The organism is Microbacterium sp. HJ5 (assembly GCF_054824025.1).
Genome location: NZ_JSYE01000015.1, coordinates 46,281 through 71,219, shown reverse-complemented (window position 1 = coordinate 71,219; position 24,939 = coordinate 46,281). Strand labels below are relative to the sequence as shown.

General features: G+C 71.1%; 24 protein-coding genes. 20 read left to right on the top strand and 4 right to left on the bottom strand.

Annotation, left to right across the window (positions count from 1 at the left end):
* Positions 1-6: 6 nt before the first annotated feature.
* Together OB08_RS08500 and OB08_RS08495 are read right to left on the bottom strand one after the other, a co-directional pair.
* Entirely contained in the window at positions 7-618 is a 612-nt protein-coding gene (locus tag OB08_RS08500; protein ID WP_461474014.1) for a DUF4395 domain-containing protein, read from the bottom strand.
* Positions 611-1,048: a TlpA family protein disulfide reductase gene (locus OB08_RS08495; RefSeq protein ID WP_461474013.1), complete on the bottom strand. Its 438-nt coding sequence runs from the start codon at positions 1,046-1,048 to the stop codon at positions 611-613. Before OB08_RS08495 ends, OB08_RS08500 begins: the two co-directional genes overlap by 8 nt.
* Before the next feature lie 108 nt (positions 1,049-1,156).
* On the opposite strand from OB08_RS08495, the gene OB08_RS08490 reads away from it, so the two are divergent.
* The 17 genes from OB08_RS08490 to dapF all read left to right on the top strand — a co-directional run bounded on the left by OB08_RS08490 (position 1,157) and on the right by dapF (position 17,129).
* Positions 1,157-1,966 (top strand): thymidylate synthase, encoded by an 810-nt coding sequence (locus OB08_RS08490; protein WP_461474012.1) that lies wholly within the window; start codon positions 1,157-1,159, stop codon positions 1,964-1,966.
* A complete protein-coding gene (locus OB08_RS08485) occupies positions 1,963-2,484 on the top strand; it encodes a dihydrofolate reductase (RefSeq protein WP_461474011.1) in 522 nt (173 codons plus the stop codon). Before OB08_RS08490 ends, OB08_RS08485 begins: the two co-directional genes overlap by 4 nt.
* Positions 2,485-2,494: 10 nt before the next feature.
* Positions 2,495-3,259 carry an SDR family NAD(P)-dependent oxidoreductase gene (locus OB08_RS08480; protein ID WP_461474010.1) on the top strand — a complete coding sequence of 255 codons (765 nt, stop codon included), beginning with the start codon at positions 2,495-2,497 and terminating at the stop codon, positions 3,257-3,259.
* Positions 3,260-3,299: 40 nt separating this feature from the next.
* Positions 3,300-4,277, top strand: a complete 978-nt coding sequence (gene dapA, locus OB08_RS08475) for a 4-hydroxy-tetrahydrodipicolinate synthase (RefSeq protein WP_461474009.1) — start codon at positions 3,300-3,302, stop codon at positions 4,275-4,277.
* Between the two features lie 79 nt (positions 4,278-4,356).
* The gene (locus OB08_RS08470; RefSeq protein WP_461474008.1) at positions 4,357-6,033 is read left to right on the top strand and encodes a ribonuclease J; all 1,677 of its coding nucleotides are present in this window, start codon (positions 4,357-4,359) and stop codon (positions 6,031-6,033) included.
* 115 nt (positions 6,034-6,148) lie between these two features.
* Positions 6,149-6,643, top strand: a complete 495-nt coding sequence (locus tag OB08_RS08465; protein ID WP_461474007.1) for a GNAT family N-acetyltransferase — start codon at positions 6,149-6,151, stop codon at positions 6,641-6,643.
* A 64-nt stretch (positions 6,644-6,707) separates the two neighbouring features.
* Positions 6,708-9,389, top strand: coding sequence for a DNA translocase FtsK (locus tag OB08_RS08460; RefSeq protein ID WP_461474006.1), 2,682 nt, complete (start codon positions 6,708-6,710; stop codon positions 9,387-9,389).
* Positions 9,390-9,415: 26 nt separating this feature from the next.
* Positions 9,416-9,988, top strand: a complete 573-nt coding sequence (gene pgsA, locus OB08_RS08455) for a CDP-diacylglycerol--glycerol-3-phosphate 3-phosphatidyltransferase (RefSeq protein WP_461474005.1) — start codon at positions 9,416-9,418, stop codon at positions 9,986-9,988.
* A complete protein-coding gene (locus OB08_RS08450; RefSeq protein ID WP_461474004.1) occupies positions 9,985-10,446 on the top strand; it encodes a CinA family protein in 462 nt (153 codons plus the stop codon). The genes pgsA and OB08_RS08450 overlap by 4 nt, the downstream gene beginning before the upstream one ends.
* A 168-nt stretch (positions 10,447-10,614) precedes the next feature.
* Complete coding sequence (locus tag OB08_RS08445) at positions 10,615-10,923, top strand: helix-turn-helix domain-containing protein (protein ID WP_461474003.1); 309 nt, start codon at positions 10,615-10,617, stop codon at positions 10,921-10,923.
* A gap of 29 nt (positions 10,924-10,952) precedes the next feature.
* Positions 10,953-11,174 carry a DUF3046 domain-containing protein gene (locus OB08_RS08440; RefSeq protein WP_461474002.1) on the top strand — a complete coding sequence of 74 codons (222 nt, stop codon included), beginning with the start codon at positions 10,953-10,955 and terminating at the stop codon, positions 11,172-11,174.
* Between the two features lie 249 nt (positions 11,175-11,423).
* Positions 11,424-12,473 carry a recombinase RecA gene (gene recA, locus OB08_RS08435; protein ID WP_461474001.1) on the top strand — a complete coding sequence of 350 codons (1,050 nt, stop codon included), beginning with the start codon at positions 11,424-11,426 and terminating at the stop codon, positions 12,471-12,473.
* A 119-nt stretch (positions 12,474-12,592) separates the two neighbouring features.
* The gene (locus tag OB08_RS08430; protein WP_461474000.1) at positions 12,593-13,264 is read left to right on the top strand and encodes a regulatory protein RecX; all 672 of its coding nucleotides are present in this window, start codon (positions 12,593-12,595) and stop codon (positions 13,262-13,264) included.
* Positions 13,265-13,311: 47 nt separating this feature from the next.
* Positions 13,312-14,862 carry a tRNA (N6-isopentenyl adenosine(37)-C2)-methylthiotransferase MiaB gene (miaB, locus tag OB08_RS08425; protein WP_461473999.1) on the top strand — a complete coding sequence of 517 codons (1,551 nt, stop codon included), beginning with the start codon at positions 13,312-13,314 and terminating at the stop codon, positions 14,860-14,862.
* Positions 14,859-15,791 (top strand): tRNA (adenosine(37)-N6)-dimethylallyltransferase MiaA, encoded by a 933-nt coding sequence (miaA, locus tag OB08_RS08420; protein WP_461473998.1) that lies wholly within the window; start codon positions 14,859-14,861, stop codon positions 15,789-15,791. Before miaB ends, miaA begins: the two co-directional genes overlap by 4 nt.
* The gene (locus OB08_RS08415; RefSeq protein ID WP_461473997.1) at positions 15,788-16,210 is read left to right on the top strand and encodes a GNAT family acetyltransferase; all 423 of its coding nucleotides are present in this window, start codon (positions 15,788-15,790) and stop codon (positions 16,208-16,210) included. Before miaA ends, OB08_RS08415 begins: the two co-directional genes overlap by 4 nt.
* Positions 16,211-16,256: 46 nt before the next feature.
* On the top strand, positions 16,257-17,129 hold the full coding sequence (gene dapF / locus OB08_RS08410) for a diaminopimelate epimerase (protein WP_461473996.1): 873 nt from the start codon (positions 16,257-16,259) through the stop codon (positions 17,127-17,129).
* 17 nt (positions 17,130-17,146) lie between these two features.
* Here the strand turns inward: dapF and OB08_RS08405 are convergent, their stop codons facing one another.
* Entirely contained in the window at positions 17,147-17,794 is a 648-nt protein-coding gene (locus tag OB08_RS08405; protein ID WP_461473995.1) for a class I SAM-dependent methyltransferase, read from the bottom strand.
* Between the two features lie 106 nt (positions 17,795-17,900).
* Between OB08_RS08405 and hflX the strand changes: the two genes are divergently transcribed.
* The gene (hflX, locus tag OB08_RS08400; RefSeq protein ID WP_461473994.1) at positions 17,901-19,418 is read left to right on the top strand and encodes a GTPase HflX; all 1,518 of its coding nucleotides are present in this window, start codon (positions 17,901-17,903) and stop codon (positions 19,416-19,418) included.
* A 46-nt stretch (positions 19,419-19,464) separates the two neighbouring features.
* Here hflX and OB08_RS08395 read toward each other — a convergent pair whose 3' ends face one another.
* A complete protein-coding gene (locus tag OB08_RS08395) occupies positions 19,465-21,387 on the bottom strand; it encodes a S9 family peptidase (protein ID WP_461473993.1) in 1,923 nt (640 codons plus the stop codon).
* Positions 21,388-21,623: 236 nt separating this feature from the next.
* Between OB08_RS08395 and OB08_RS08390 the strand changes: the two genes are divergently transcribed.
* Together OB08_RS08390 and metE are read left to right on the top strand one after the other, a co-directional pair.
* The gene (locus tag OB08_RS08390) at positions 21,624-22,583 is read left to right on the top strand and encodes a methylenetetrahydrofolate reductase (RefSeq protein ID WP_461473992.1); all 960 of its coding nucleotides are present in this window, start codon (positions 21,624-21,626) and stop codon (positions 22,581-22,583) included.
* A complete protein-coding gene (gene metE / locus OB08_RS08385; protein ID WP_461473991.1) occupies positions 22,580-24,916 on the top strand; it encodes a 5-methyltetrahydropteroyltriglutamate--homocysteine S-methyltransferase in 2,337 nt (778 codons plus the stop codon). The genes OB08_RS08390 and metE overlap by 4 nt, the downstream gene beginning before the upstream one ends.
* The last annotated feature ends 23 nt before the right edge of the window (positions 24,917-24,939 follow it).

The following is a 24,939-nucleotide window of genomic DNA, read 5'->3' as shown; positions in this document are numbered from 1 at the left end:
CGACGGTCAGGCTGCGGCGGGGCGCGCGCGGCCGATCAGGCCGAGACGCTGCAGCAGGAGGTACAGCTGACAGCCGAGGCAGAGTCCGAACACGGCGTTGAGGAACGCGGCGATGAACGCCATCATCGCGGCGATCGTGAGAGCCCACGGGACGCCGAACAGCTGGAGAAGCAGTCCCATCGTGGCCACGATGAGGCCGACACCCTGTGCGAAGCGGGGAGGGCGGGGGTCCTCGAGCTCGCTGGGGGGACTCAGGCGCGGCGCGACCGCCGAGCGGTAGAGGACCGCCCACGGCGCGGTGCGCGGCGAGAGTACGCCCCACAGGAAGAGCAGGGCGATCGTGAGGAGGAGCAGGAACGCGGGATCGAGGACCCGCGCGGCGACCGACGCGTAGGTGATCGCCCAGCCGAGGGGGACGAAGCTCTCATCGGCGAGGGGCTGATATGCGAACCACCCGAAGGCGGCCTCGGCGTCGCCCGCCGAGACATGTGCGGTCGAGAGGCCCGTCAGACCCAGGAACACGTCGATGAGCAGCAGGAGCGCGGTGACGCCGGCGACGAAGCGCGGACCGCGCGGGTCGATGCCGCGCGGTGCCGGGGCATCCGCTCTTTCAGACATGCGCGCCGTCCGAGGTGAGCCTGTTCAGCTCGAGCTCGAGCACCTCGCGGCTCGGCGCGCCGCCGAACCGCGTGCGGATCGCGCCGTGCCGGTCGAGCACCAGAGTGGTCGGCGTCTGCAGCACGTTGAAGTGCCTGGCGATGTCGGGCCGGTGCGTGAGGTCGACGTCGAGGTGTCGCACGCCCTCGTGGGAGTCGGCGATCGATGAGAGGGTGCGGTGGACGCCCGGGCAGCGGGCGCATAGCTCGGTGCTGAACTGCAGCAGCGTCGCGACCTCGCCCAGCCCGTCGGCGCCGAGCCGGTGCGGCTCGACGACCTCGTGCGCGATGTGCCGCTGCGGGCGGCTCTCGCGCCACCGCAGGAAGACGCCGACGGCCACCGTCAGCGCGAGCAGCGCGGCGATGGTGACGAAGACGGCCAGCAGGTCCACAACTGATCAGGGTAATCCTGTTCACCTGAATGGAGTCCGGATGCCGCGAATATGACGCTCCGCTCGTAACCGGCCCTCGTGGGGGAGGGCGCGGGTATCGTGGCAGCCGTGACGACGGCGATCCCCACCCCCTACGAGGACCTCCTGCGAGACGTGCTGGAGACCGGCACGCACAAGGACGATCGCACGGGGACCGGCACGACGAGCGCCTTCGGCCGGCAGATCCGCTTCGACCTCTCGCAGGGCTTCCCGCTGATCACGACCAAGCGCGTGCACTTCAAGTCGATCGCGTACGAGCTGCTCTGGTTCCTGCGCGGCGAGTCGAACGTGCGCTGGCTGCAGGAGAACGGCGTCACGATCTGGGACGAGTGGGCCGACGCCGACGGCGAGCTCGGGCCGGTCTACGGCGTGCAGTGGCGGTCCTGGCCGACCCCCTCCGGTGCGCACATCGATCAGATCTCGCAGGTCATCGACCAGATCCGCTCCAACCCCGACTCGCGCCGCCTGCTCGTCTCGGCGTGGAACCCCGCCGACATCCCCGACATGGCGCTCGCCCCCTGCCACGCGATGTTCCAGTTCTACGTCGCCGACGGACGCCTGTCGTGCCAGCTCTACCAGCGCAGCGCCGACCTGTTCCTCGGCGTCCCGTTCAACATCGCCTCGTATGCCCTGCTGACGCTGATGGTCGCCCAGCAGACGGGCCTCGAGCCCGGCGAGTTCGTCTGGACCGGCGGCGACTGCCACATCTACGACAACCACGTCGAGCAGGTGCGGGAGCAGCTGACCCGCGAGCCCTACCCGTACCCGACCTTCCGCTTCGCGCGCACGCCGGACTCGATCTTCGACTACGCATACGACGACTTCGTCATCGAGGACTACCAGCACCACCCGGCGATCCGCGGGGCGGTCGCGGTATGACGGCACGCATCGGCCTGGTCTGGGCCGAGGCGCGCGGCGGCGTGATCGGCGCCGACGGCGGCATGCCGTGGCACGTCCCCGAAGACCTGGCGCACTTCAAGGCCGTCACGATCGGCGCGCCCGTGATCATGGGGCGCCGTACGTGGGAGTCGTTCCCCGACCGCTTCCGCCCGCTGCCCGGACGTCGCAACATCGTCATCACCCGCAACGACGACTGGGCGGCCGACGGCGCCGAGCGGGCGGCGTCGCTCGACGCGGCGCTCGCGCTGGCGACGGATGCCTCGTCCCCGGCCGCGCCGGAACGGGTCTGGATCATCGGCGGCGGCGCGCTGTTCCGCGAGGGCATCGGCCTCGCCGACCGGCTCGAGGTGACCGAGCTCGACGTGCGCGTCGACGGCGACACGTTCGCACCCGACCGCTCGGACTGGCGCATCGCGGCGGTCGAACCCGCCGAGGGGTGGAGCACGTCGAGCAGCGGCATCCGCTACCGATTCCTCACTCTCGTGCCCGCGTCCTAGGCTGGCGCGCATGGCGAAGACGGCACTCATCACCGGCGCGAGCTCGGGCCTCGGAGCCGAGTACGCCCGCCAGCTCGCCGCGCAGGGCGCCGACCTCGTGCTGGTCGCCCGCGACCGCGACGCGCTCGAGCAGCTCGCCCGCGGCCTGCGCGCGCGCAACCGCGTGCGCATCGAGGTGCTGCCGGCAGACCTGCTCAAGCCGCGCCAGCGCGAGAAGGTCGAGCGGCGTCTCGCCGACCCGGAGCACCCCGTCGAGCTCCTCGTCAACAATGCCGGGTTCGGCCTGCCCCTCGCCTTCGACAAGAACGACATCGACGACGAGGTGCGCCACCTCGATCTGCACGTCGAGGTGCCGATGCGCCTCACCCATGCCGCCCTCGGGCCGATGCTGGCGCGCGGTCGCGGCCGCATCATCAACGTCGCGTCGGTGGCGGGATTCACACCGCGCTCCACCTACGGCGCGTGCAAGGGCTGGCTCATCAGCTTCAGCCGCTGGGCGAACGGCGCCTACGCCGACCGGGGGGTGACCGTCACCGCCGCCTGTCCCGGCTTCACACACACCAACTTCCACGAGCGCGCGGGCCTGCCGCCGGGTGAGGAGGGAGTGCCGGACTGGATGTGGCTCGACGCGCGCACCGTCGTCGCGGAGTCCCTGCGCGACGCGGCCCGCGGCAAGGCGGTATCGGTTCCGTCGGCGAAGTACAGGCTGCTGGTCGCCCTGACCCGGCTCGCACCGTCCCGGCTGGTCGCGCGGGCCGCCGCCACGGGGCGCTGACCGCGCGGCGCAGGACGCGGCATCCCGATAACCTGAGTCCATGACGCATTCGGGCAACCCCTTCGGTCAGGTGCTCGTCGCGCTCGTCACCCCCATGACGGCCGACGGCGAAGTCGACTGGCCCGCCGTCGAGAAGCACATCGACGACGTCATCACCGCGGGCGCCGACGGCATCGTCGTCACCGGCACCACGGGCGAGACGTCGACGCTCACCGACGGCGAGAAGATCCGGCTGGTCGAGATCGGCAAGGACGTCTCGGCCGGTCGCGCGAAGATCATCACGGGCGGCGGATCCAACGAGACGGCGCACGCGATCGAGCTCTACAAGGCGAGCGAGAAGGCCGGCGCCGACGGCATCATGATCGTCACGCCGTACTACAACAAGCCGACCCAGGCAGGGATCCTGACGCACTTCCGCCTCGTCGCCGACGCCACCGACCTGCCGGTGATCCTCTACGACATCCCCGGTCGCACCGGGGTTCCGATCCGCTACGAGACGATCCTGCGTCTCGCGAAGCACCCGAACATCCTCGCGATCAAAGACGCCAAGGGCGACTTCAGCGAGGTCAGCCGCGTGCTGAACCAGACCGACCTGCTGTACTTCTCGGGCGACGACGCCAACGTGCTTCCCCACCTCGCGATCGGCGCGACCGGGCTCATCGGCGTGACGGCCAACATCGCCCCCGCGCCGTACCGGGCGATCGTGGACGCCGTGAACGCCGGCGACCTCACGACGGCCACGGCCGCGCATCGTCAGCTCGAGCCGCTCGTGCGCGCAGTGATGACGCACGTGCCCGGCACAGTGTCGGCCAAGTACATCCTCCACGGCCTGGGTCGCATCGGCAGCCCGCGCGTGCGCCTGCCCCTGGTCGGCCCCGAAGAGTGGGAGGCCGCGAAGATCGAGGACGAGCTCGCGCTCGTCACGGGCGTCCCCGGAGCCGACTTCTCCAACTTCCGCCCCGACCGCAACGCCGCCGCCGGCGGCGCTCTGCCGAAGGTGTCGGGCACCACGAGATGACAACGCGCGCCGTTGCGCCCGCACCCGGGCGGCGGCGTCACGAGCGAACGGATGCCGCGGCATCCCGAGGAGGCTGACCATGCCCATCACCCCGTTCGACCCGCCCGCCCTCGAGCCGGGCACCCTGCGGGTGACCCCGCTCGGCGGTCTCGGCGAAGTCGGCCGCAACATGACCGTATTCGAGTACGGCGGGAAGCTGCTGATCGTGGACTGCGGTGTGCTGTTCCCCGAGGAGCACCAGCCGGGGGTCGACCTGATCCTCCCCGACTTCGAGCCGATCAAGGGTCGCCTCGATGACATCGTCGGCGTCATGCTCACGCACGGGCACGAGGACCACATCGGTGCGGTGCCGTACCTCCTCAAGCTCAAGTCCGACATTCCGATCGTCGGCTCGGGGCTCACGCTGGCCCTCATCGAGGCGAAGCTCAAGGAGCACCGCATCAAGCCGTACAGCCTCACGGTGACCGAGGGGCAGCGCGAGAACCTCGGTCCGTTCGAACTCGAGTTCATCGCGGTGAACCACTCGATCCCCGACGCGCTGGCCGTCGCGATCCGCACCCCGGCCGGCATGGTGCTGGCCACCGGCGACTTCAAGATGGATCAGCTCCCGCTCGACGGACGCCTCACCGACCTGCGGGCCTTCGCCCGTCTCGGAGAGGAAGGCGTCGACCTCTTCCTCGTCGACTCGACGAACGCCGACGTCCCGGGCTTCACGACTCCGGAGCGCTCGATCGGCCCGGTGCTCGACCAGGTGATCGGCAAGGCTCCCCGTCGTGTGATCGTGGCCAGCTTCTCGAGTCATGTGCACCGCGTGCAGCAGGTGCTGGATGCCGCGGCCGCCCACGGGCGCCGCGTGGCGCTGCTCGGCCGCAGCATGCTGCGCAACATGACGATCGCCGAGGACCTCGGCTACCTCAACGTGCCCGAGAACGTCCTCATCGACTACAAGAAGGCGCGGGATCTGCCCGACGACCGGATCGTGTACATGTCGACGGGTTCGCAGGGCGAGCCGATGGCCGTGCTCAGCCGCATGGCCAACCTCGACCACGCGATCGAGCCCGGCCCCGGCGACACGGTCATCCTTGCCTCGAGCCTCATCCCCGGCAACGAGAACGCCGTCTACCGCGTGATCGACGGCCTCACCAAGCTCGGTGCGAACGTCGTGCACAAGGGGAACGCGAAGGTTCATGTCTCGGGTCACGCAGCCGCGGGCGAGCTCCTCTACTGCTACAACATCCTCAAGCCGAAGAACGTGCTGCCGGTCCACGGCGAGTACCGGCACCTGATGGCGAACGCGCGGCTCGCCCAGGACACCGGCATCGATCCCGAACGCACGATCCTGGCCGAGAACGGCACGGTCATCGACCTCGAAGACGGCGACGCGCAGGTGGTCGGCCAGCTCGACCTCGGCTTCGTCTACGTCGACGGCTCGACGGTGGGCGAGATCACCGACGCCGACCTCAAGGACCGCCGGATCCTCGGCGAGGAGGGGTTCATCTCGGTGATCGTCGTCGTCGACGCGTCCACGGGGAACATCATCTCCGGCCCGGAGATCCACGCGCGCGGCTTCGCCGAGGACGACAAGGTCTTCGAGGACGTCAAGCCCAAGATCGCCGCCGCGCTCGCCGAGGCCGCGAGGTCCGGTGTGCGCGACCAGCATGCGCTCTCGCAGATCGTCCGCCGCACGATCGGGCGCTGGGTGAACCAGTCCCTGCGCCGCCGGCCGATGATCGTGCCGCTCGTCATCGAGGCGTGAGGATCAGGCGCCGACGTCGTCGGCGCCTCGACGGCGCTGTCGTGGTCGGCGGAGGGGGATGGCACACTCCCATGTCGGGGACGGGGCATCCGCCCGTCGTCGTTAGACTCGCCGCATGCCCGCAGCCTTCCGTGTTCGCGACGCCACGCAGGCGGACGGCGCGTTCCTGGGCGACATGGTGGTCGAGGCCGCGAACTGGCGGCCGGGCGCCGCGCGGCCCAAGCATCAGCTGATCGCCGGGTCCGAGCACAGCCGGTACGTCTCGGGGTGGAAGCAGCCCGGCGACGCCGGCTTCGTCGCGGAGGACGCGCACGGCCAGCCGATCGGGGCCGCGTGGTACCGGATGCTGCCGCGCACCGACCCGGGTTTCGGCTACATCGGCACGGGGGTGCCCGAGCTGATCATCGGCGTCCGGCCGATCTGGCGTGCGCACGGCGTCGGCCGCGCGCTGCTGCAGCGGCTGTGCGACCACGCCCGCTCGCAGGGCTTCGCGCGGATCAGCCTGAGCGTCGAGCGGGGCAACTTCGCCGCCACGCTGTACCGCAGCGAGGGCTTCGCCGTCGTCGAGGCGGGCCACGGGCGCGACACGATGGTCAAGCGCCTGCGCTGAGCAAGCGGTCCGCTGCGCCGCGTGGTTCCGGGGAAAAGTCGGCGGTCCGGCTTACCGTGGGGGAATGGCCAGGAGCACCAGTCCGACCAAGGGCGGTCGCGCGCCTTCGCGCACCGCGTCTTCGTCGCGCGCCAAGAAGCCGGAACCGGCACCCAAGAAGTACGTCGGCGAGTCCGACCGGCCGCCGGTGATCGTGCGGGCCTGGCTCGGCCTCGCCCATGCGACCGGCGGTCTGTTCCGCGCCTTCGGGCCCGAGACGCTCGAGAAGGAGCAGCGCCGCGACGGGTTCCCCTTCCTGCTGGTGCTGCTCGCGATCGCCGGCGCCGTCAACGAGTGGTTCTTCATCGGCAGCCCGGTGGCCGCCAACATCAGCGCCTACACGGTCGGCGGCCTCATCGGGCGCGAGGCGTTCATCCTGCCCGTGCTGCTGCTCCTGCTGGCCGGCTGGATGTTCCGGCATCCGTCGTCGGTCCACGACAACGGGCGGATCGGCATCGGCTTCGGGCTGCTCGTGCTCACGATCGCCGGCTTCTGCCACGTCGCGGGCGGTCGTCCGCAGCCCAACGAGGGTCTGCCCGAGCTCAGCAAGGCCGGCGGGCTCTTCGGCTGGATGATCGGCGAGCCCCTGGCGCTCGTGCTGACGAACGTGGGCGCCTATGTCGCTCTCGCACTGCTGGCCGTCCTCAGCGTGCTCATCATCACCAAGACCCCTCCCAACCGCATCGGCCGCCGGCTCGGCGAGCTGTACGCGTGGATGTTCGGCGCCGAACCGCGGCCCGAGCACAGCGCAGCGGATGCCGCGGCATCCGCCGACTCCGACGACGACGCGGACCCGGCCCTGCCGTGGTGGCGACGGAACAAGACCGGTCGCGAGGAGGATCCCGACGGGGGACTCGCCTCGGACGACCTGACGGCGCTGCTCCCGCCGGGAGCGGTGCAGGGCGGGTTCGATCAGGTGCTCGAGCCGCCGACGGTGCCGGCGGCCGTGGCAGCGGACGCGCTCACCGAGGTCATCGATCCCTCGGTGCTCTCCGCCGCGAAGGCTTCGACCGCCGGCGGCACCTCGCTGCGCGACGACAGCGACGACGCGACGGGCGACGACTTCCTTCCCGGGCTCTCGGGGATCGGCTCCGACCTGTCGCCGTCGGCGCCCGCAGCGCCCTACCGCCTGCCGTCGGTCAACGCCCTCGCGCAGGGAACCCCGCACGTCGCGCGGTCGCAGGCCAACGACGACACCGTGAAGGCGATCACCAGCGTGCTCGACCAGTTCTCGGTCGACGCCCGCGTGACCGGGTTCTCGCGCGGACCGACCGTGACGCAGTACGAGATCTCGCTCGGGCCCGGGGTCAAGGTCGAGCGCATCACGGCGCTCACGAACAACATCGCCTACGCCGTCGCCTCCAACGAGGTCCGCATCCTCGCGCCCATCCCGGGCAAGAGCGCGATCGGCGTCGAGATCCCGAACACCGACCGCGAGATCGTCACGCTCGGCGACGTGCTGCGCTCGCAGAACGCCCAGCAGTCGACCCACCCCATGACGATCGGCGTCGGCAAGGACGTCGGGGGCGGGTACGTGGTGGCGAACCTCGCGAAGATGCCGCACCTCCTGGTGGCGGGCTCCACCGGCTCGGGCAAGTCGAGCTTCGTCAACTCGATGATCACGAGCCTCCTCATGCGCGCCAAGCCCGCCGATGTGCGCATGGTGCTGATCGACCCGAAGCGCGTCGAGCTCACCTCCTACGCCGGCGTGCCGCACCTCATCACGCCCATCATCACGAACCCGAAGAAGGCCGCCGAGGCGCTCCAGTGGGTCGTGAAGGAGATGGACATGCGGTACGACGACCTCGCGTCGTTCGGCTTCCGCCACATCGACGACTTCAACCGTGCCGTCGTCGCCGACGAGGTGAAGCTCCCGGCCGGCAGCGAGCGCGTCCTCAAGCCCTACCCGTACCTCCTTGTCGTGGTCGACGAGCTCGCCGACCTGATGATGGTCGCGCCGCGCGACGTCGAGGACTCGATCGTCCGCATCACCCAGCTCGCCCGCGCCTCCGGCATCCATCTGGTCCTGGCGACCCAGCGTCCGTCCGTCGACGTCGTGACCGGTCTCATCAAGGCCAACGTGCCGTCTCGTCTCGCCTTCGCGGTGACGAGCGTGACCGACTCGCGCGTCATCCTCGATCAGCCCGGTGCCGACCGCCTGATCGGTCAGGGCGACGGGCTGTTCCTGCCGATGGGCGCCTCCAAGGCGCTGCGCGTGCAGGGCGCGTGGGTGAGTGAGCAGGAGATCGAGAAGGTCGTGAAGCACGTCACGGCCCAGGCGCGGCCCGAGTACCGCGCCGACGTGGCGGTCGCCGCCGAGAAGAAGGAGATCGACGCCGACATCGGAGACGACCTCGAGCTGCTGCTCGCGGCGACCGAGCTCGTCGTCTCCACGCAGTTCGGATCGACATCCATGCTGCAGCGCAAGCTCCGCGTCGGGTTCGCCAAGGCCGGTCGCCTCATGGACCTGCTCGAGTCGCGCGAGATCGTCGGCCCCTCCGAGGGCTCGAAGGCGCGTGACGTGCTGGTGACGGTCGAGCAGCTTCCGACCATCCTCGCCAAGCTGCGCGGCGAAGACGTCCCCGGCGAGTCTGCGCCGGCGTCCGACGCATACGGGTCCGACGCGGTGTCGTCGCAGTTCGACGGCTACCCCGTCGTCGAGAGCGAGGGCGACGAGGACGCGTGGGGCCTCACCGGCCGCGACTGAGCGCGGCCCGGCGATAGGCTCGGCGCATGGCGATCCCGAGGCAGCTCCCGAACGCGATCACGATCGTGCGCATCCTCTGCGCACCCGTCTTCCTGTGGATGCTGCTCGCCGACGGCGGCGCCGACGGACCGCTGCGTTGGGGGGCCGCGGTGCTGTTCATCGTCGCCATCGCGACCGACGGCATCGACGGCTACCTCGCTCGCAGATACGAGATCGTCACCGATCTCGGCAAGCTCCTCGACCCGATCGCCGACAAGGTGCTCACCGGGTTCGCTTTCATCGGCCTGTCGATCCTCGGCGAACTCGACTGGTGGATCACGGTCCTCGTGCTCGTCCGCGAGATCGGCATCACGATCCACCGTCTCATCGTCGCGAGCGACCACGTCGTGGCGGCGGCGTGGATGGGCAAGCTGAAGACCCTCGCGCAGGGCATCGCCCTGTCGCTGGCGCTCCTGCCGCTGTGGACGGTCGTGGGCGACTGGATCTTCTGGGTCAACGGCGTCGCCATGACCATCGCCGTGATCCTCACCGTGGCGAGCGGAATCGACTACGTCGTCACCGAGGCCCGCGGCGCGCGCAGGGCGAAGGGCGCCGCGTGACGCTCTCCGCCGACGTGCTGGAGGCCCTCGGGCGGCGCGGCTGGACCGTCGGGGTGGCCGAGTCCCTGACCGGCGGACTGGTCGCGGCGACCCTCGTCGACGTCCCCGGTGCCTCGGCGGTGTTCCGCGGGGGAGTGATCGCCTACGCGACCGACGTCAAACGCAGCGTGCTGGGCGTGGACGCCGACCTCCTTGCCTCGACGGGCGCCGTCGACCCCGGCGTCGCGACACAGATGGCCGAGGGCGTCCGCACCCTGCTCGGCGCTGACGTCGGCATCGCCACCACGGGTGTCGCCGGCCCCGACCCGCAGGACGGCAAGCCGGTCGGAACGGCGTGCATCGCGGTCGTCACCCCCGAGGGCGAGTCCTCGTCGATCGGATCGTTCCCGGGCGATCGCGCGGAGATCCGATCGGCCGTCGCCGTAGCCGCGCTGGAGGCGTGCCTCGCCGCGCTGTGACCGCGGCATCCGATCGATTCCGCCCGCCCGGGAACACGCGGTGTTTCTTCTCGGTTACATTCGGTGATTCCCACCCATTCCCCAGTTCGCGGGATTAGATTGGCATCATCCGGTGCGGTACTCTCATACACCCGGACAGCGGAATCAGAAGTGAGGAGGGGGCCCACAATGATCCTGGTACGTCAAGAGATCGGTGAAGTGCTTCGCGATTTCCGCCAGCAGAAGGGTCGTACCCTCCGGCAGGTCGCCAGCCGCGCGAGCGTGGCGCTCGGCTACCTCAGCGAGGTCGAGCGGGGGCAGAAGGAAGCGTCGAGCGAGATCCTCGCGTCGGTCGCGGAAGCCCTCGATGTGCCCATCTCGACGATCATGCGCGAGGTCGGCGATCGCATCTCGGTCCTCGAGGGTCTGCAGACCTTCCCCGACGTCGTCCCCGACGAGCTCGTCGCCGCCGTCGACGCCGAACTGTCGCTGCGCTGAGCGCGCACCCTTCCGGAATCCGCACACGCATGAGGCGCAGTGAGTTCGAGCGCGCCGTGCGCGATGAGTTCGGAACGTACGGCAGCTCGCTGATCAGCGACCTCGTCCTCACCCGAGCCGGCGGGCTCACCGCCGATCAGGCTCTGAACGCCGGATATTCGCCGCGCGACGTCTGGCTCGCCCTGTGCGAAGAGATGGATGTTCCCGGCGAGCGGCGCTACGGCGTCGGCCGGCTCGAACCCAAGCGCTGAACCCGTCGCACGCCCGCCGCTGCGCGGCGTGTCGTCGAACGTCTGTTCGATACCCGCGTAGGCTCCCGCACAGCAGGTGTCGAGAGCGTGTCTTTCCACGGTCGGAGAGGAGCGAAGACGGAATGTCGGAGCCCACCCCTAGCGTGAACCACGTCGAACGACACCTCACGCCTTGTCGCAGCATCCGTCCCACCGGGGTCGGAGCGCGACAGCCTACAGGCGACGGAACGCGAGCATAAGGAGCACGCCATGCCCTCAGCAGTTGACCGCGAGAAGGCCCTCGAGTCGGCCCTCGCCCAGATCGACCGGCAGTTCGGAAAGGGCTCGGTCATGCGGCTCGGCAGCGACGAGCGCGCTCCCGTCGAGGTCGTGCCCACCGGGTCGATCGCGCTCGACGTCGCCCTCGGTATCGGCGGACTCCCGCGCGGCCGCATCATTGAGATCTACGGTCCTGAGTCGTCGGGTAAGACGACCCTGACGCTCCACGCGATCGCGAACGTGCAGCGCGCGGGCGGCATCGCCGCGTTCATCGACGCCGAGCACGCGCTCGACCCCGACTATGCGCAGAAGCTGGGCGTCGACATCGACTCGCTGCTGGTGTCGCAGCCTGACACGGGTGAGCAGGCGCTCGAGATCGCCGACATGCTCGTGCGCTCCGGCGCGATCGACCTCGTCGTGATCGACTCGGTCGCCGCGCTCGTTCCCAAGGCCGAGATCGAAGGCGAGATGGGCGACTCGCACGTCGGTCTGCAGGCTCGCCTCATGTCGCAGGCCCTCCGCAAGCTCACGGGTGGTCTCAACCAGACCAACACCACGATGATCTTCATCAACCAGCTGCGCGAGAAGATCGGCGTCTTCTTCGGCTCGCCCGAGACCACGGCCGGCGGCAAGGCGCTGAAGTTCTACGCGTCGGTCCGGCTCGACATCCGCCGCATCGAAACGCTGAAGGACGGCACCGACGCGGTGGGCAACCGCACGCGCGTCAAGGTCGTGAAGAACAAGATGGCGCCGCCCTTCAAGCAGGCCGAGTTCGACATCCTGTACGGCGTCGGCATCTCGCGCGAAGGAAGCCTCATCGACTTCGGCGTCGAGCACGCCATCGTGAAGAAGTCCGGTGCCTGGTACACCTACGACGGCGAGCAGCTCGGGCAGGGCAAGGAGAACGCGCGCAACTTCCTCATCAAGAACGAAGACGTCGCGGCCGAGATCGAGTCGAAGATCAAGGCGAAGCTCGGTATCGGACAGCCCAAGGTCGTCGAGGCGCCAGCCGACGATCTGGCCGCGCGCCGTCCGGCATGAGTGACGGGAACGGGGGCGAGCGGGAGAAGCTCGCCCCCGTGATCCCTCTGTTCGGCGGACCGGCCCCTCAGCGGCCGCAGACACGGCGCCCCGAAGGCGGAGATGGCGCCGGTGCGGTCGTGTCCGACAGTGCGGACGCGGGCGGGAGCGGGAGTGGCGACGAAAGCCCGTGCGAGGGCACCCCGGCGCAGGGGAGCGCCGGTCCCTCCGACGAGAGCGACGGCGACGGCGCCGAAACCTCGTGGCACCCGACCTGGGCGGCCGATCGCCCTGCGAGCGCTGACGACGATCCCGACCGTGCGGTGCGCGTCGACGCGGCCGAGAAGGCACTGCTCAAGAAGCTTCGCACCAGATCGCTGTCCGTGTCGGAGGCTCGGTCGGTGCTGCGCGAGCACGAGCTCGACGCCGCCGCCACCGACCAGGTACTCGCCTCGCTCGAGGACTACGGGTACCTCGACGACGCGGCGCTCGCCGAACAGCTCGTTCACGCCGGCGTGGAGCGCAAAGGGCAGGGGCGACAGGTCATCGCTCAGACGATGGCCAAGCGCGGCATCCCACGCGATGTCGCCGACGCGGCGATCGCGGCCCTTCCCGACGACGACCTCGAGCGTGCGCTCGAATTCGCGCGCACGAAGGCCCGTTCACTCGGCAGCCTCGATCGCGACACGGCTCTGCGCCGCCTCACGGGTCAGCTCGCCCGTCGCGGCTACGGCGGCTCGGTCGCCTCCCGGGCTGCGCGCGCCGCGCTGGACGAGTCGCCGGGCCACTCGAGTGGAGTCGGGTTCCGCTGACGCCCCGGGCCGGCGTCACATTCGCGGCTCGTAGAATGGCACCCATCATGACCACCCCGTCCCACACCCCGACGCACATCGCGCCCTCCGAGGCCGCGCGTGGCGTCGACGGCCACGCTCGCACCTACGAGGTGCGCACCTTCGGCTGTCAGATGAACGTCCACGACTCCGAGCGACTGTCCGGGTCGCTCGAAAGCGCCGGCTACGTCCGCGCCGAGGCCGGCGAAGAGGCCGACGTCGTCGTGATCAACACGTGCGCCGTCCGCGACAACGCCGCGGGCAAGCTCTACGGCACGCTGGGTCATCTCAAGTCCCGCAAGGACAAGCACGAGGGCATGCAGATCGCCGTCGGCGGATGCCTCGCGCAGATGGACAAAGACACCGTCCAGCAGAAGGCACCCTGGGTCGACGTCGTCTTCGGCACGCACAACATGGGCTCGCTTCCGAGCCTCCTCGAGCGCGCCCGGCACAACGGCGAGGCCGAGCTCGAGATCCTCGAGTCCCTCGAGATCTTCCCGTCGACCCTTCCCACCAAGCGGGACAGCGTCTACAGCGGCTGGGTGTCGATCTCGGTCGGATGCAACAACACGTGCACGTTCTGCATCGTGCCGAGCCTCCGCGGCAAAGAGAAGGACCGCCGCCCCGGTGACATCCTGAACGAGATCCGCCTCCTCGTCGAGGACGGCGCGATGGAGGTGACGCTCCTCGGGCAGAACGTCAACTCGTACGGTGTCGAGTTCGGCGACCGGCAGGCGTTCGGCAAGCTGCTGCGCGCCGCCGGAGAGATCCCCGGCCTCGAGCGCATCCGCTTCACCAGCCCGCATCCCGCCGCCTTCACCGACGATGTGATCGACGCGATGGCGCAGACGCCTGCGGTCATGCCGCAGCTGCACATGCCCCTGCAGTCGGGCAGCGATCGCATCCTCAAGGCGATGCGCCGCTCCTACCGCAGCGAGAAGTTCCTCGGCATCCTCGACCGCGTCCGCGCCCAGATCCCTCACGCCGCGATCTCCACCGACATCATCGTCGGGTTCCCGGGCGAGACCGACGAGGACTTCGAAGACACCATGCGCGTGGTCGAGCAGGCCCGCTTCGCGAGCGCCTTCACGTTCCAGTACTCGATCCGCGAGGGCACTCCCGCTGCGACGATGCCCGACCAGGTGCCGAAGGCTGTCGTGCAGGAGCGCTACGAGCGCCTCATCGCCCTGCAGGAGCGGATCTCGCTCGAGGAGAATCAGAAGCAGCTCGGGCGAGAGGTGCACGTGCTCGTGTCGACCGGCGAGGGCAAGAAGGACGCCGAGACGCACCGCCTCACCGGCCGGGCCGAAGACAATCGCCTCGTGCATTTCGAGGTGCCCGGTGGCTCCGACCTGCCGAGGCCCGGAGACATCGTCTCGGCGGTCGTGACGCACGCGGCGCCGTTCCACCTCCTCGCCGACAGCCTCGACGGAGCGCCGCTGCGCATCCGCCGCACGCGCTCCGGCGACGCGTGGGACCGCACGCAGGCGGAGTCCTGCGGCGTCCCCGCCCCCGCGGGCCAGGCGAGCGCGCCCCGCGCCGTCTCGCTGGGGCTTCCGACCCTCCGCATCGGCGTGTGACCGTCGCCCACGCTGCGGCCTCCCGACTGTGGGCGGTCGTGGGCGCGACCGGGACCGGCAAGACGGCGCTGTCGCTCGACGTGGCCGAGGCGCTCGCCGCCCGCGGCGGCCGGGCCGAGATCGTCAACGCCGACGCGATGCAGCTCTACCGGGGTATGGACATCGGCACGGCGAAGCTCCCGACGGCCGAACGGCGCGGCATCCCCCACCATCTCCTCGACGTCCTCGACGTCACCGACGATGCGGCGGTGGCCTGGTATCAGGAGACGGCGCGCGGCGTCATCGAGGGCATCCACGCGCGCGGAGCCGACGCGATCCTGGTGGGCGGGTCAGGGCTGTACGTCTCCAGTGTGCTGTTCGACTTCCGATTCCCGCCGCGCGACGCGAACGTCCGCGCGCGACTCGAGGAGGAGCTCGAGGCGCAGGGCGCGGGTGCGCTGTTCGCGCGGCTGCGCGCCCTCGACGAGGCCACCGCCGCGCGCGTCGATCCGCGCAACGGGCGCCGGATCGTGCGCGCCCTTGAGGTGCTCGAGCTGGGGGAGCGCACGCACGGTGCGGCTCTGCCCGATGAGCCGGTGCTGTGGTGCGACGACACCCGCATCATCGGGGTGACCGTCGACCGCGCCGAGCTGGTCGCGCGTCTCGATGCGCGCGTCGAGACGATGTGGCAGGACGGCATCGTCGACGAGGTCCACGGGCTCCGCGAGCAGGGGATCGAGCTCGGCGTCACGGCGTCGCGCGCGATCGGCTACGCCCAGGCTCTCGCGCAGCTGCACGGAACCCTGACCGAGGCCGAGGCGATCGCCGAGACCCAGGCGCTGACCCGGCGCTACGCGCGTCGTCAGGTGTCGTGGTTCAAGCGGTACGCCGACGTGACATGGGTGTCGCCCGGAGCGGATGCGGCGGCCCTGGCAGACTCGAGGGCATGAGCACCGGCATCCGAGCGTTCGAAATGTCCGACACCGAAGCGGTCGTCTCGCTGTGGCAGACGACGGGGCTCACCCGTCCGTGGAACAACCCCTACCAGGACATCAACCGCAAGCTGAAGGTCCAGCCCGAGCTGTTCCTCGTCGCCGTGGACGGGGCCGACATCGTCGGCACGGTCATGGCCGGGTACGACGGGCATCGCGGCTGGCTCTACTACCTCGCCAGCGACCCGGCCCGCCGTGGGCAGGGCATCGCGCGCAGCCTGGTCGAGGCGGCGGAGCACCTGCTGCTCGACATGGGGTGCCCGAAGGTCCAGCTCATGGTGCGGCCCGACAACGACATCGCGCAGGGCTTCTACGAGGCGCTCGGCTTCGAGGCGTTTGAGACGTGGGCGACCGGGAAGCGTCTCATCGCCGACTGACGTCGCCCGGCGCCGGCGGATGCCGCCCCGCCCGTAGACTGAGGCCATGCCGCAGACCGTCTCGTTCACGAAAGGTCATGGCACGGGCAACGACTTCGTGATCGTGCCCGACCCCGACGGAGCACTCGATCTCTCCGACGACCAGGTCGCCGTGCTGTGCGATCGCCGGTTCGGCATCGGCGGCGACGGCATCCTCCGCGTCGTGCGCGCGGACGCCATCGACGAAGGCGCGGAGGCCGCGGCATCCGGTGTCGAGTGGTTCATGGACTACCGCAATGCCGACGGGTCCCGCGCCGAGATGTGCGGCAACGGCATCCGCGTGTTCGCGCGCTACCTCGCCGACGTCGGCTGGGCGTCGCTCGACGGCGATCCGCTGGCGATCGCGACCCGCGCCGGCGTCAAGAAGGTGACGCGCAGCGACCTCGGCTTCGAGGTCGACCTCGGGCCGTGGCGCGTCGAGCAGGACGACGTCCTGGTGCGGGCCCGCGGCATCGGCGCCCCGCGCCCCGGTCTCGGCATCGACGTCGGCAATCCCCACATCGTCGTCGCGCTGCCCGACCACGGCGAGCTCGAGGGCCTCGATCTCGGCGTGCTCCCGCAGCTCCACCCCGAGCCCCCGCACGGCGCGAACGTCGAGTTCGTCGTTCCGGGCGACCCTCTCGTGCGTGACGGCGTCGGCTCGATCCGCATGCGCGTCTTCGAGCGCGGTGTCGGCGAGACACTCAGCTGCGGCACGGGCGTCGCCGCGGCCGCGCTCGGGGTGCGCCACTGGGCAGGACCCGCCGCACCCGACCACTGGAGCGTCGAGGTGCCCGGGGGCGTGCTGGGCGTGCGGATGCCGGAGGTCGGTGGCGAGCGCCATGTGCTGCTGTCGGGCCCGGCCACGCTCGTCTACTCGGGCGAGGTCACCCTCGCCTGACCCGCCGGCGACCGGCGTCAGAGCTCGGGCAGGTCGATCGGCTCGCTGCGGGGCGAGCCGTGGCGGCGCACCTTGATCACGCGGAAGCCCCGGCCGGTGGCGGCCCGATGCACGCTGTAGCCGCGCTCGAAGGTGGACGCCAGCCACCGCTGCAGCGAATCCGAGCCGAGGTTGCGCTGCACGACGAGCCACGCGTCGGCGCGCTCGTCGAGGCGCGGGATCCAGCGCTCCAGCAGGCCGTGCAGTTCGTTCTTCCCGACGCGGATCGGCGGATTGGAGCGGATGCTGCGGAACACGACGTCGTCGGGAACATCGTCGGGCAGGACGGCGTTGACATTCGAGAGGCCCAGCGCAGCGGCGTTGCGGCGGACGAGATCGAGCGCACGTTCGTTGACGTCCACCGCCCAGACCGTCGCGTGCGGTGATTCGATTGCGAGTGTCAGCGCGATCGGCCCCCAACCAGAGCCGAGATCGAGCAGGTTCCCGCCGGGTGGCGGCGGAGGCGTGTTCGCGAGGAGCACGGCCGTTCCCGAATCCACGTGGTCGGGACTGAAGATCCCTCCGGCGGTGGTCACCTCGAGGTCGCGCCCGGCGAGCGTGACCCTGATGCGACGCAGATTCTCGGCACTTGCGGGGGAAGCACTGAAGTAGTGATCGCTTCCCATGGCCTCCGAGCGTAGCGGAGTCCCTCGGCCCGCCGTGAGACTAGAATTCACGGATGCCTCGGAACCGGCAGGTCACCTCCGGAAACCGGCATCCCGAAAGGAACCCATGACGGATACGACAACACCCCCGAGCACCGACGAGACGCCGCTGGACCCGGTGGATCGCGTGCTGGCGCGCGCCGATGCGCGTTCGGGGGTCCGTGTGTTCGGCGCCGCTCAGGCCCTGCAGGACGAGACGACGGTCGGCGTCGCCGACACCGACGGCGAGCAGTGGGACCGCGAGGAGCGCGCGGCGCTGCGCCGCGTGCCGGGGCTCTCGACCGAACTCGAAGACGTCACCGAGGTCGAGTACCGCCAGCTCCGCCTGGAGAACGTCGTGCTCGTGGGCGTGCACCCGCAGGGCGCGCAGGAGGACGCCGAGAACTCGCTGCGCGAACTCGCCGCGCTCGCAGAGACGGCCGGTGCGGTCGTGCTCGACGGCGTGCTGCAGCGGCGCCCGCATCCGGATGCCGCGACCTATGTCGGCCGGGGCAAGGCTCAGGAGCTGCGCGACATCGTCGCCGCCGTCGGGGCCGACACCGTGATCGCCGACACCGAGCTCGCGCCCAGCCAGCGCCGGGCGCTCGAGGACGTCGTGAAGGTGAAGGTCATCGACCGCACCACCGTGATCCTCGACATCTTCAGCCAGCACGCCAAGAGCCGCGAGGGCAAGGCCCAGGTCGAGCTCGCCCAGCTCGAGTACCTGCTGCCGCGCCTGCGCGGCTGGGGTGACTCGATGAGCCGCCAGGCCGGTGGCCAGGTCGGCGCCGGCGGCGCGGGCATGGGCTCGCGCGGTCCCGGTGAGACCAAGATCGAGCTCGATCGCCGCCGCATCCGCACCAAGATGGCGCAGCTGCGGCGGCAGATCCGCGACTTCGCCCCCGCGCGAGACGCGAAGCGCGCCGAGCGCAAGCGCAACACGATCCCCTCGGTCGCGATCGCCGGGTACACCAACGCCGGCAAGTCCAGTCTGCTCAACCGCCTGACGAGCGCCGGCGTGCTGGTCGAGAACGCGCTGTTCGCGACGCTCGATGCCACGGTCCGCCGCTCCGAGACGACCGACGGCCGCGTGTACACGCTGACCGACACGGTCGGGTTCGTGCGCAACCTCCCGCATCAGCTCGTCGAGGCGTTCCGCTCGACGCTCGAAGAGGTCGGCCAGGCCGACGTCATCGTGCACGTCGTCGACGGCTCGCACCCCGACCCCGCGGCTCAGCTGGCGACGGTGCGCGACGTGATCGGCGACGTGGGCGGACGCGACATTCCCGAGCTGGTCGTGTTCAACAAGGCCGATCTCGTCGACGAGGACACGCGACTGCTGCTGCGCGGCCTCGAGCCCAAGGCGCTGTTCGCGTCGTCGCGCACCGGCGAGGGTATCGACGAGCTGCGCGCCGCGGTCGAGGCCGCCCTGCCGCTGCCCGCTGTCGAGGTCGACGTGCTGGTGCCGTACGACCGGGGTGACCTGGTCTCGGCGATCCACGAGCACGGCATGATCCTGTCGCAGGCCCACGAGGAAGGCGGCACCGCCGTCCGTGCCCGTGTGGGCGAGCACCTCGCGGCACGGCTCGCCCCGTTCGCCCGCTGACCCGCGGCCCGGTTGGGGCGGCTCGTCCCGGGCGCGACCGCGAGGCTCAGTCCAGGTCGAGCGGCGGGATACCGTCGGGTTCGAAGCCGAGGACCTGCCCGAGAAACGCGACCTCGGCCTCGAGCTGGCGGATGACCGTCTCGGTCCGGCGGAAGCCGTGGCCCTCGCCCTCGAACGCGAGGTACGCGTGCGGCACCCCGTTGGCGCGCAGCGCGTCGCGGACGGCTTCGGCCTGCGACGGCGGCACGACGCGGTCCTCGAGCCCCTGCTCGAGGAGCATCGGCGTGCGGAGCCGTTCGAGGCGTGACAGCGGCGAGCGGGCGACGTAGAGCGCCTCGGCCTCCGGCAGGGGACCGACCATGCCGTCGAGGTAGCGCGCCTCGAAGTCGTGCGTGTCCTCCGCGAGGCGGCGGAGGTCGGCGACGCCGTAGCGGCTGATGCCCGCGGCGAAGGCGTCGGAGAGGGTGACGGCGCACAGCACCGTCCAGCCTCCGGCCGAGCCGCCTGCGATCGCCAGGCGATCGGGGTCGGCGGCGCCCGTCCGGGCGAGCCCCTGGGCTGCGGCGATGACGTCGTCGACGTCGACGACGCCCCACTGCCCGAGGAGCCGCTCGCGGTAGGCCCGGCCGTAGCCGCTCGAGCCGCCGTAGTTCACGTCGAGCACGCCGATGCCCCGGCTCGTGAAGTACGCGATCTTGCTGGATGCCGCGCCCCCGACGTGAGCGGTCGGCCCGCCGTGGACGAACACGACGTACGGGGGCCGCTCGTCGGCCGGGCCCCGGACGTCCGGATTGGTCGGCGGGAAGTCGAACGCGTGCACCGGCCCGCGCGGCCCGTCGACGGTCAGCGGCCGGGAACGCGGCATCCAGTCGGAACCCCACGCGGCGGAGCCGCCCACGATCTGCCGTGCGTCGCCGGGCGCGTCCACGTCGATGTCCCACAGGCCCGCCCCGTCGGCGGCGGATCCGGTGAGGAGGATGCGCGTGCCGCGGACGTCTTCGATCGACATGCCGGCCACCGCGTCGACCGCGATCCGCTCCGCGGCGCCGTCGGTGCCGATCAGCACGAGCTCGTCGGACCCGTCGGTGCGGACGGCGACGATGCGGCCGTCGGCGAGGACGGCGAACCAGCGCCCACCCAGGGACCACAGCGGACCGCCGGTGTCGGCGTCCGCGGGCGCGACCGGCTCGCAGCGCAGGTCGGCGGTGAGGCGGAGGCGCCACAGGTTCCAGCGGTCGTCGGGGTCGTCGCTGTAGAGGATGTCCACGTCGTCCAGCCACACCGGCTGCAGCGGCGCGGACGAGCCGCCGGCCACCGTGGTCCACTCGGCGACGAGGCCGTCCTCGAGCCGGCCGATGCGCAGCTCGGCGCGGTCCCAGGGCATGTCGGGGTGGTTCCACGCGATCCACGCGAGGTGCGAGCCGTCGGGGGACAGTGCGAGGTGGGCGAGGAAGTCGCTGTCCTCGACGAGAGACGACAGGGCAGAGGCATCCCTCGCGGCGCTGCCGTCGGTCGGGATCTCGACGATGTCGCGGTGGGGCGCCTCGTCGCCGTGATGCGTCTCGCGCACCGCGAGCAACCGCCCGCGCTGCCAGGTGAGCCCGCCGTACCGCATGTCGCCGGCGGCCGGGGTGAGCGGCTTCGGCTGCTCGCCCAGGGCGACCCGCCATACCCGCTGATCGGCCTTCTCGACGAAGACGAGGGCGTCGCCCGCGACGGTCGTCCACGCGCCGCCGCCGTACTCGTGCACGCGGGAGCGCGCGCTCCACGGTGCCGCGATGAGGTCTTCGACGTCGCCGGATGCCGTCCTCCGGCGCACCGCGGTGCGGCCGCCCTCCTCGGGCACCGACTCGCCCCACCACACCTCGCCGCCGACGTAGCGCGCCCCTTCGATCCGAGGCGACGCGGCAGAGACCGCCGCCGCCGACAGGGGGGATGGCCAGGAACCATAGGGGAGCTCGGTGGTCACGAGACCCACGGTACGGCGAAACACAAGGTCACAGGGAGGGGGTTGCGTCGGGCGCTCGGCTACCTTGGACCCATCGTCGCCCGGTCGTCCCACTCGGACGGTCCCCGCAAGGGGCCGGGCAGGGAGCGACAGCCGAGCCCGGCACCCGCCCGCGATGACACCGCGCCGCCGGTCACCCCGTGCGTGCGCCCGTCCGCGGCCGCCCGGCCACTCCGTCCCACCCCGAGAAGCACGCCATGTCGATCGACCTCAGCGCCCCTCCGGTGCCGTTCTCGTTCGAGGTCTACCCGCCCAAGTCGGACGCGGGGATCCTCGCGCTCCACGAGTCGCTCCGTCAGCTCGCCGCCGCGCGCCCGCGGTTCATCTCCGTGACGTACGGCGCCGGGGGGTCCACGGGAGGACGCTCGCTCGAGGTGCTGCGGCACATCCTGCGCGAGACCGATGTGGCACCGCTCGCGCACCTCACGTGCGTGGGCAGCACATACGCGGGTGCAAACGCCCTCATCCGCGAGTTCCTCGACGCCGGCATCACGAGCTTCCTCGCCCTGCGCGGGGACCCGCCCGCCGGAGTGCGCGAAGAGGAGGTGTTCCTCGGCGACCTCGAGAGCTCGGCGCAGCTGGTGCAGCTCATCGACCGCGTCCAGGCGGAGCGCGCGCCGTACACCGAGCGGTCGATCCCCGGCGTTCCGGGGGCGGTGCAGGTCGAGCCGCGCCGGAAGGTGGACATCGCCGTCGCGGCGTTCCCGAACGGCCACCCTCGCTCGCGGCATCCGCGCGAGCACATCGACGCGCTGCTCGCCAAGCAGGCGGCCGGTGCGACCCTCGCCATCACCCAGCTCTTCTTCCACGCCGACGACTACCTGGCGTTCGTGCAGCGTTCGCGCGAGGCCGGCGTCACGATCCCCATCCTCCCCGGCATCATGCCCATCACGTCCCCCTCGCGCCTGCGCCGGGTCCTCGAGCTCAGCGGCGAGGAGCTCCCCGCCGAGCTCGCGATCGCCCTCGAGGTCGAGCCGACGCTCGAGGGTCAGCGCGCGCTGGGCATCGAGTACGCCGCGGAGCTCGCGCGCGACGTCGTCGCGGGCGGCGCACCCGGGGTCCACCTGTACGCATTCAACAGCCATGAGACGGTGCTCGCGGTGCTCCGCGACGCCGGCATCCTCACCCACCCCCTCGAGAAGGAAGCCGCACGATGACCGACACCACCCCCGACTTCCCCCGCGGAACCATCCTCGGCTACCCGCGCATCGGCCGCCGCCGCGAGCTCAAGCGCGCCGTCGAGGCGCACTGGGCGGGCAGGACCGACGCCGCCGAGCTCGAGCAGACCGCCGCCGGGCTGCGCCGCGCGACGCGCGAGCGCCTGGCCGCGCTCGGCCTCGGCCGCGCCGACTCGTCCATCCCCGAGTCGTTCTCCTACTACGACCAGGTGCTCGACGCCGCCGTCGCTGTGGGCGCACTGCCCGAGCGATTCGCGGGTCTGCGCGATGCGGACGGCGCGGTCGGACTGGGCGCGTACTTCACCGCGGCACGCGGCGAGGGCGAGAACGCACCGCTCGAGATGACGAAGTGGTTCGACACGAACTACCACTACCTCGTGCCCGAGATCGGTCCCGAGACCGTCTTCTCGCTGTCGAGCGACCGCTTCGCACGCCAGGTGTCCGAGGCGAAGGCCGACGGCTTCACCGTCCGGCCCGTCGTGGTCGGCCCGGTCACGCTGCTGGCGCTGGCGAAGGCGACGGATGCCGCGCCCGACGGCTTCGACCCGGTCAGCCGTCTCGAGGACCTCCTGCCCGTGTACGCGGAGCTGCTCGCGTCGCTGCGCGCAGCGGGCGCCGAGTGGGTGCAGCTCGACGAGCCCGCCCTCGTCAGCGAGAGCCTCCCGGCAGCGCCGGCCGCGCTCGCCGAGGCGGCGTCGCGTGCGTACGCGGTCCTCGGGGGAGCGGCCGACCGCCCCGCGATCCTCGTCACCGCCGGCTACGCCCAGCTGTCGCCCGAGGCCTGGACGGCGCTCGCCGCCGCTCCAGTCGAAGCGCTCGCGATCGACCTGACACGCGGCTCGGTGCCCGCGGAGGCCGACGGCCTGGCCGGCAAGACTCTCGTGGGCGGCGTCATCGACGGCCGCAACATCTGGCGCGGCGACCTCGCCGGCGCGTGGGCGAAGCTCGAGGCGCTCGAGGCGCTCGGCGCGGCTCAGGTGTCGGCAGGCACGTCGACGTCGCTCCAGCACGTCCCGCACGACGTCGAGGACGAGTCCGCCCTCGACCCGCGCCTGGCGTCGTGGCTGGCTTTCGCCGACCAGAAGACCTCGCAGGTCGTGACGCTCGCGCAGGGCCTGGCCGAGGGCGCCGACGCGATCGCCGACGCCGTGGCTGCGGCATCCGCTGCCCTCGCCGACCGCCGGAGCGCCCCGGGCGTGCGCGACGGCGCCGTGCGCGAGCGCGCCGCCGCCCTCACGCAGGACGACTTCGACCGCGGCGACTACGAGGCCCGAGTCGCCGCGCAGGAGACGGCGCTCGGGCTCCCCGTGCTGCCGACCACGACGATCGGGTCCTTCCCGCAGACCGGCGACATCCGCCGTGCGCGCGCCCGCCACGGCAAGGGCGAGATCACGACGGAGGAGTACGAGCAGTTCCTCCGCGACGAGATCGCGCGCGTCGTCACGCTGCAGGAGGACCTCGGGCTCGACGTCCTCGTGCACGGCGAGGCCGAACGCAACGACATGGTGCAGTACTTCGCCGAGAACCTCGACGGATTCGACGTCACCGAGAACGGCTGGGTGCAGTCGTACGGCTCGCGTGCGACGCGTCCGTCGATCCTCTGGGGCGACGTGTCGCGCCCGGCGCCCATCACCGTCGCGTGGTCGACCTTCGCGCAGTCCCTCACCGACAAGCCGATGAAGGGCATGCTCACCGGCCCGGTGACGATCCTCGCGTGGTCGTTCGTGCGCGACGACCAGCCCCTGGCCGACACCGCCAACCAGGTCGCGCTCGCTCTGCGCGACGAGATCGCCGACCTCGAGGCCGCCGGCATCGGCGTGATCCAGGTCGACGAGCCCGCGCTGCGCGAACTGCTGCCGCTCAAGAAGGCGGACCAGCCGTCGTACCTCGAGTGGTCGGTCGGCTCATTCCGCCTGTCGACCGCGGGCGCCGCCGAGGCGACGCAGGTGCACACGCACCTCTGCTACTCGGAGTTCGACGTCGTCATCGACGCGATCGCCGCGCTCGATGCAGACGTCACGTCGATCGAGGCGGCGCGCAGCCGCGGTGAGGTCATCGGCGACATCGCCGAGTCCGGTTTCACCCACGGGGTCGGGCCGGGCGTGTACGACATCCACTCGCCGCGCGTTCCCTCAGTGGCAGAGGTCGCCGAGCTGCTCGATCGCGCCGCGACCGAGTTGCCGCTGCGTCAGGTGTGGGTCAACCCGGACTGCGGCCTGAAGACCCGCGGCTACGACGAGACCGTCGAGTCGCTGCGCAACATCATCGAGGCGACCCGCTCGATCCGCGACAAGGTCGGCGCGACGGTCTAGCGGCGCACGCAGAACGGTCCGGG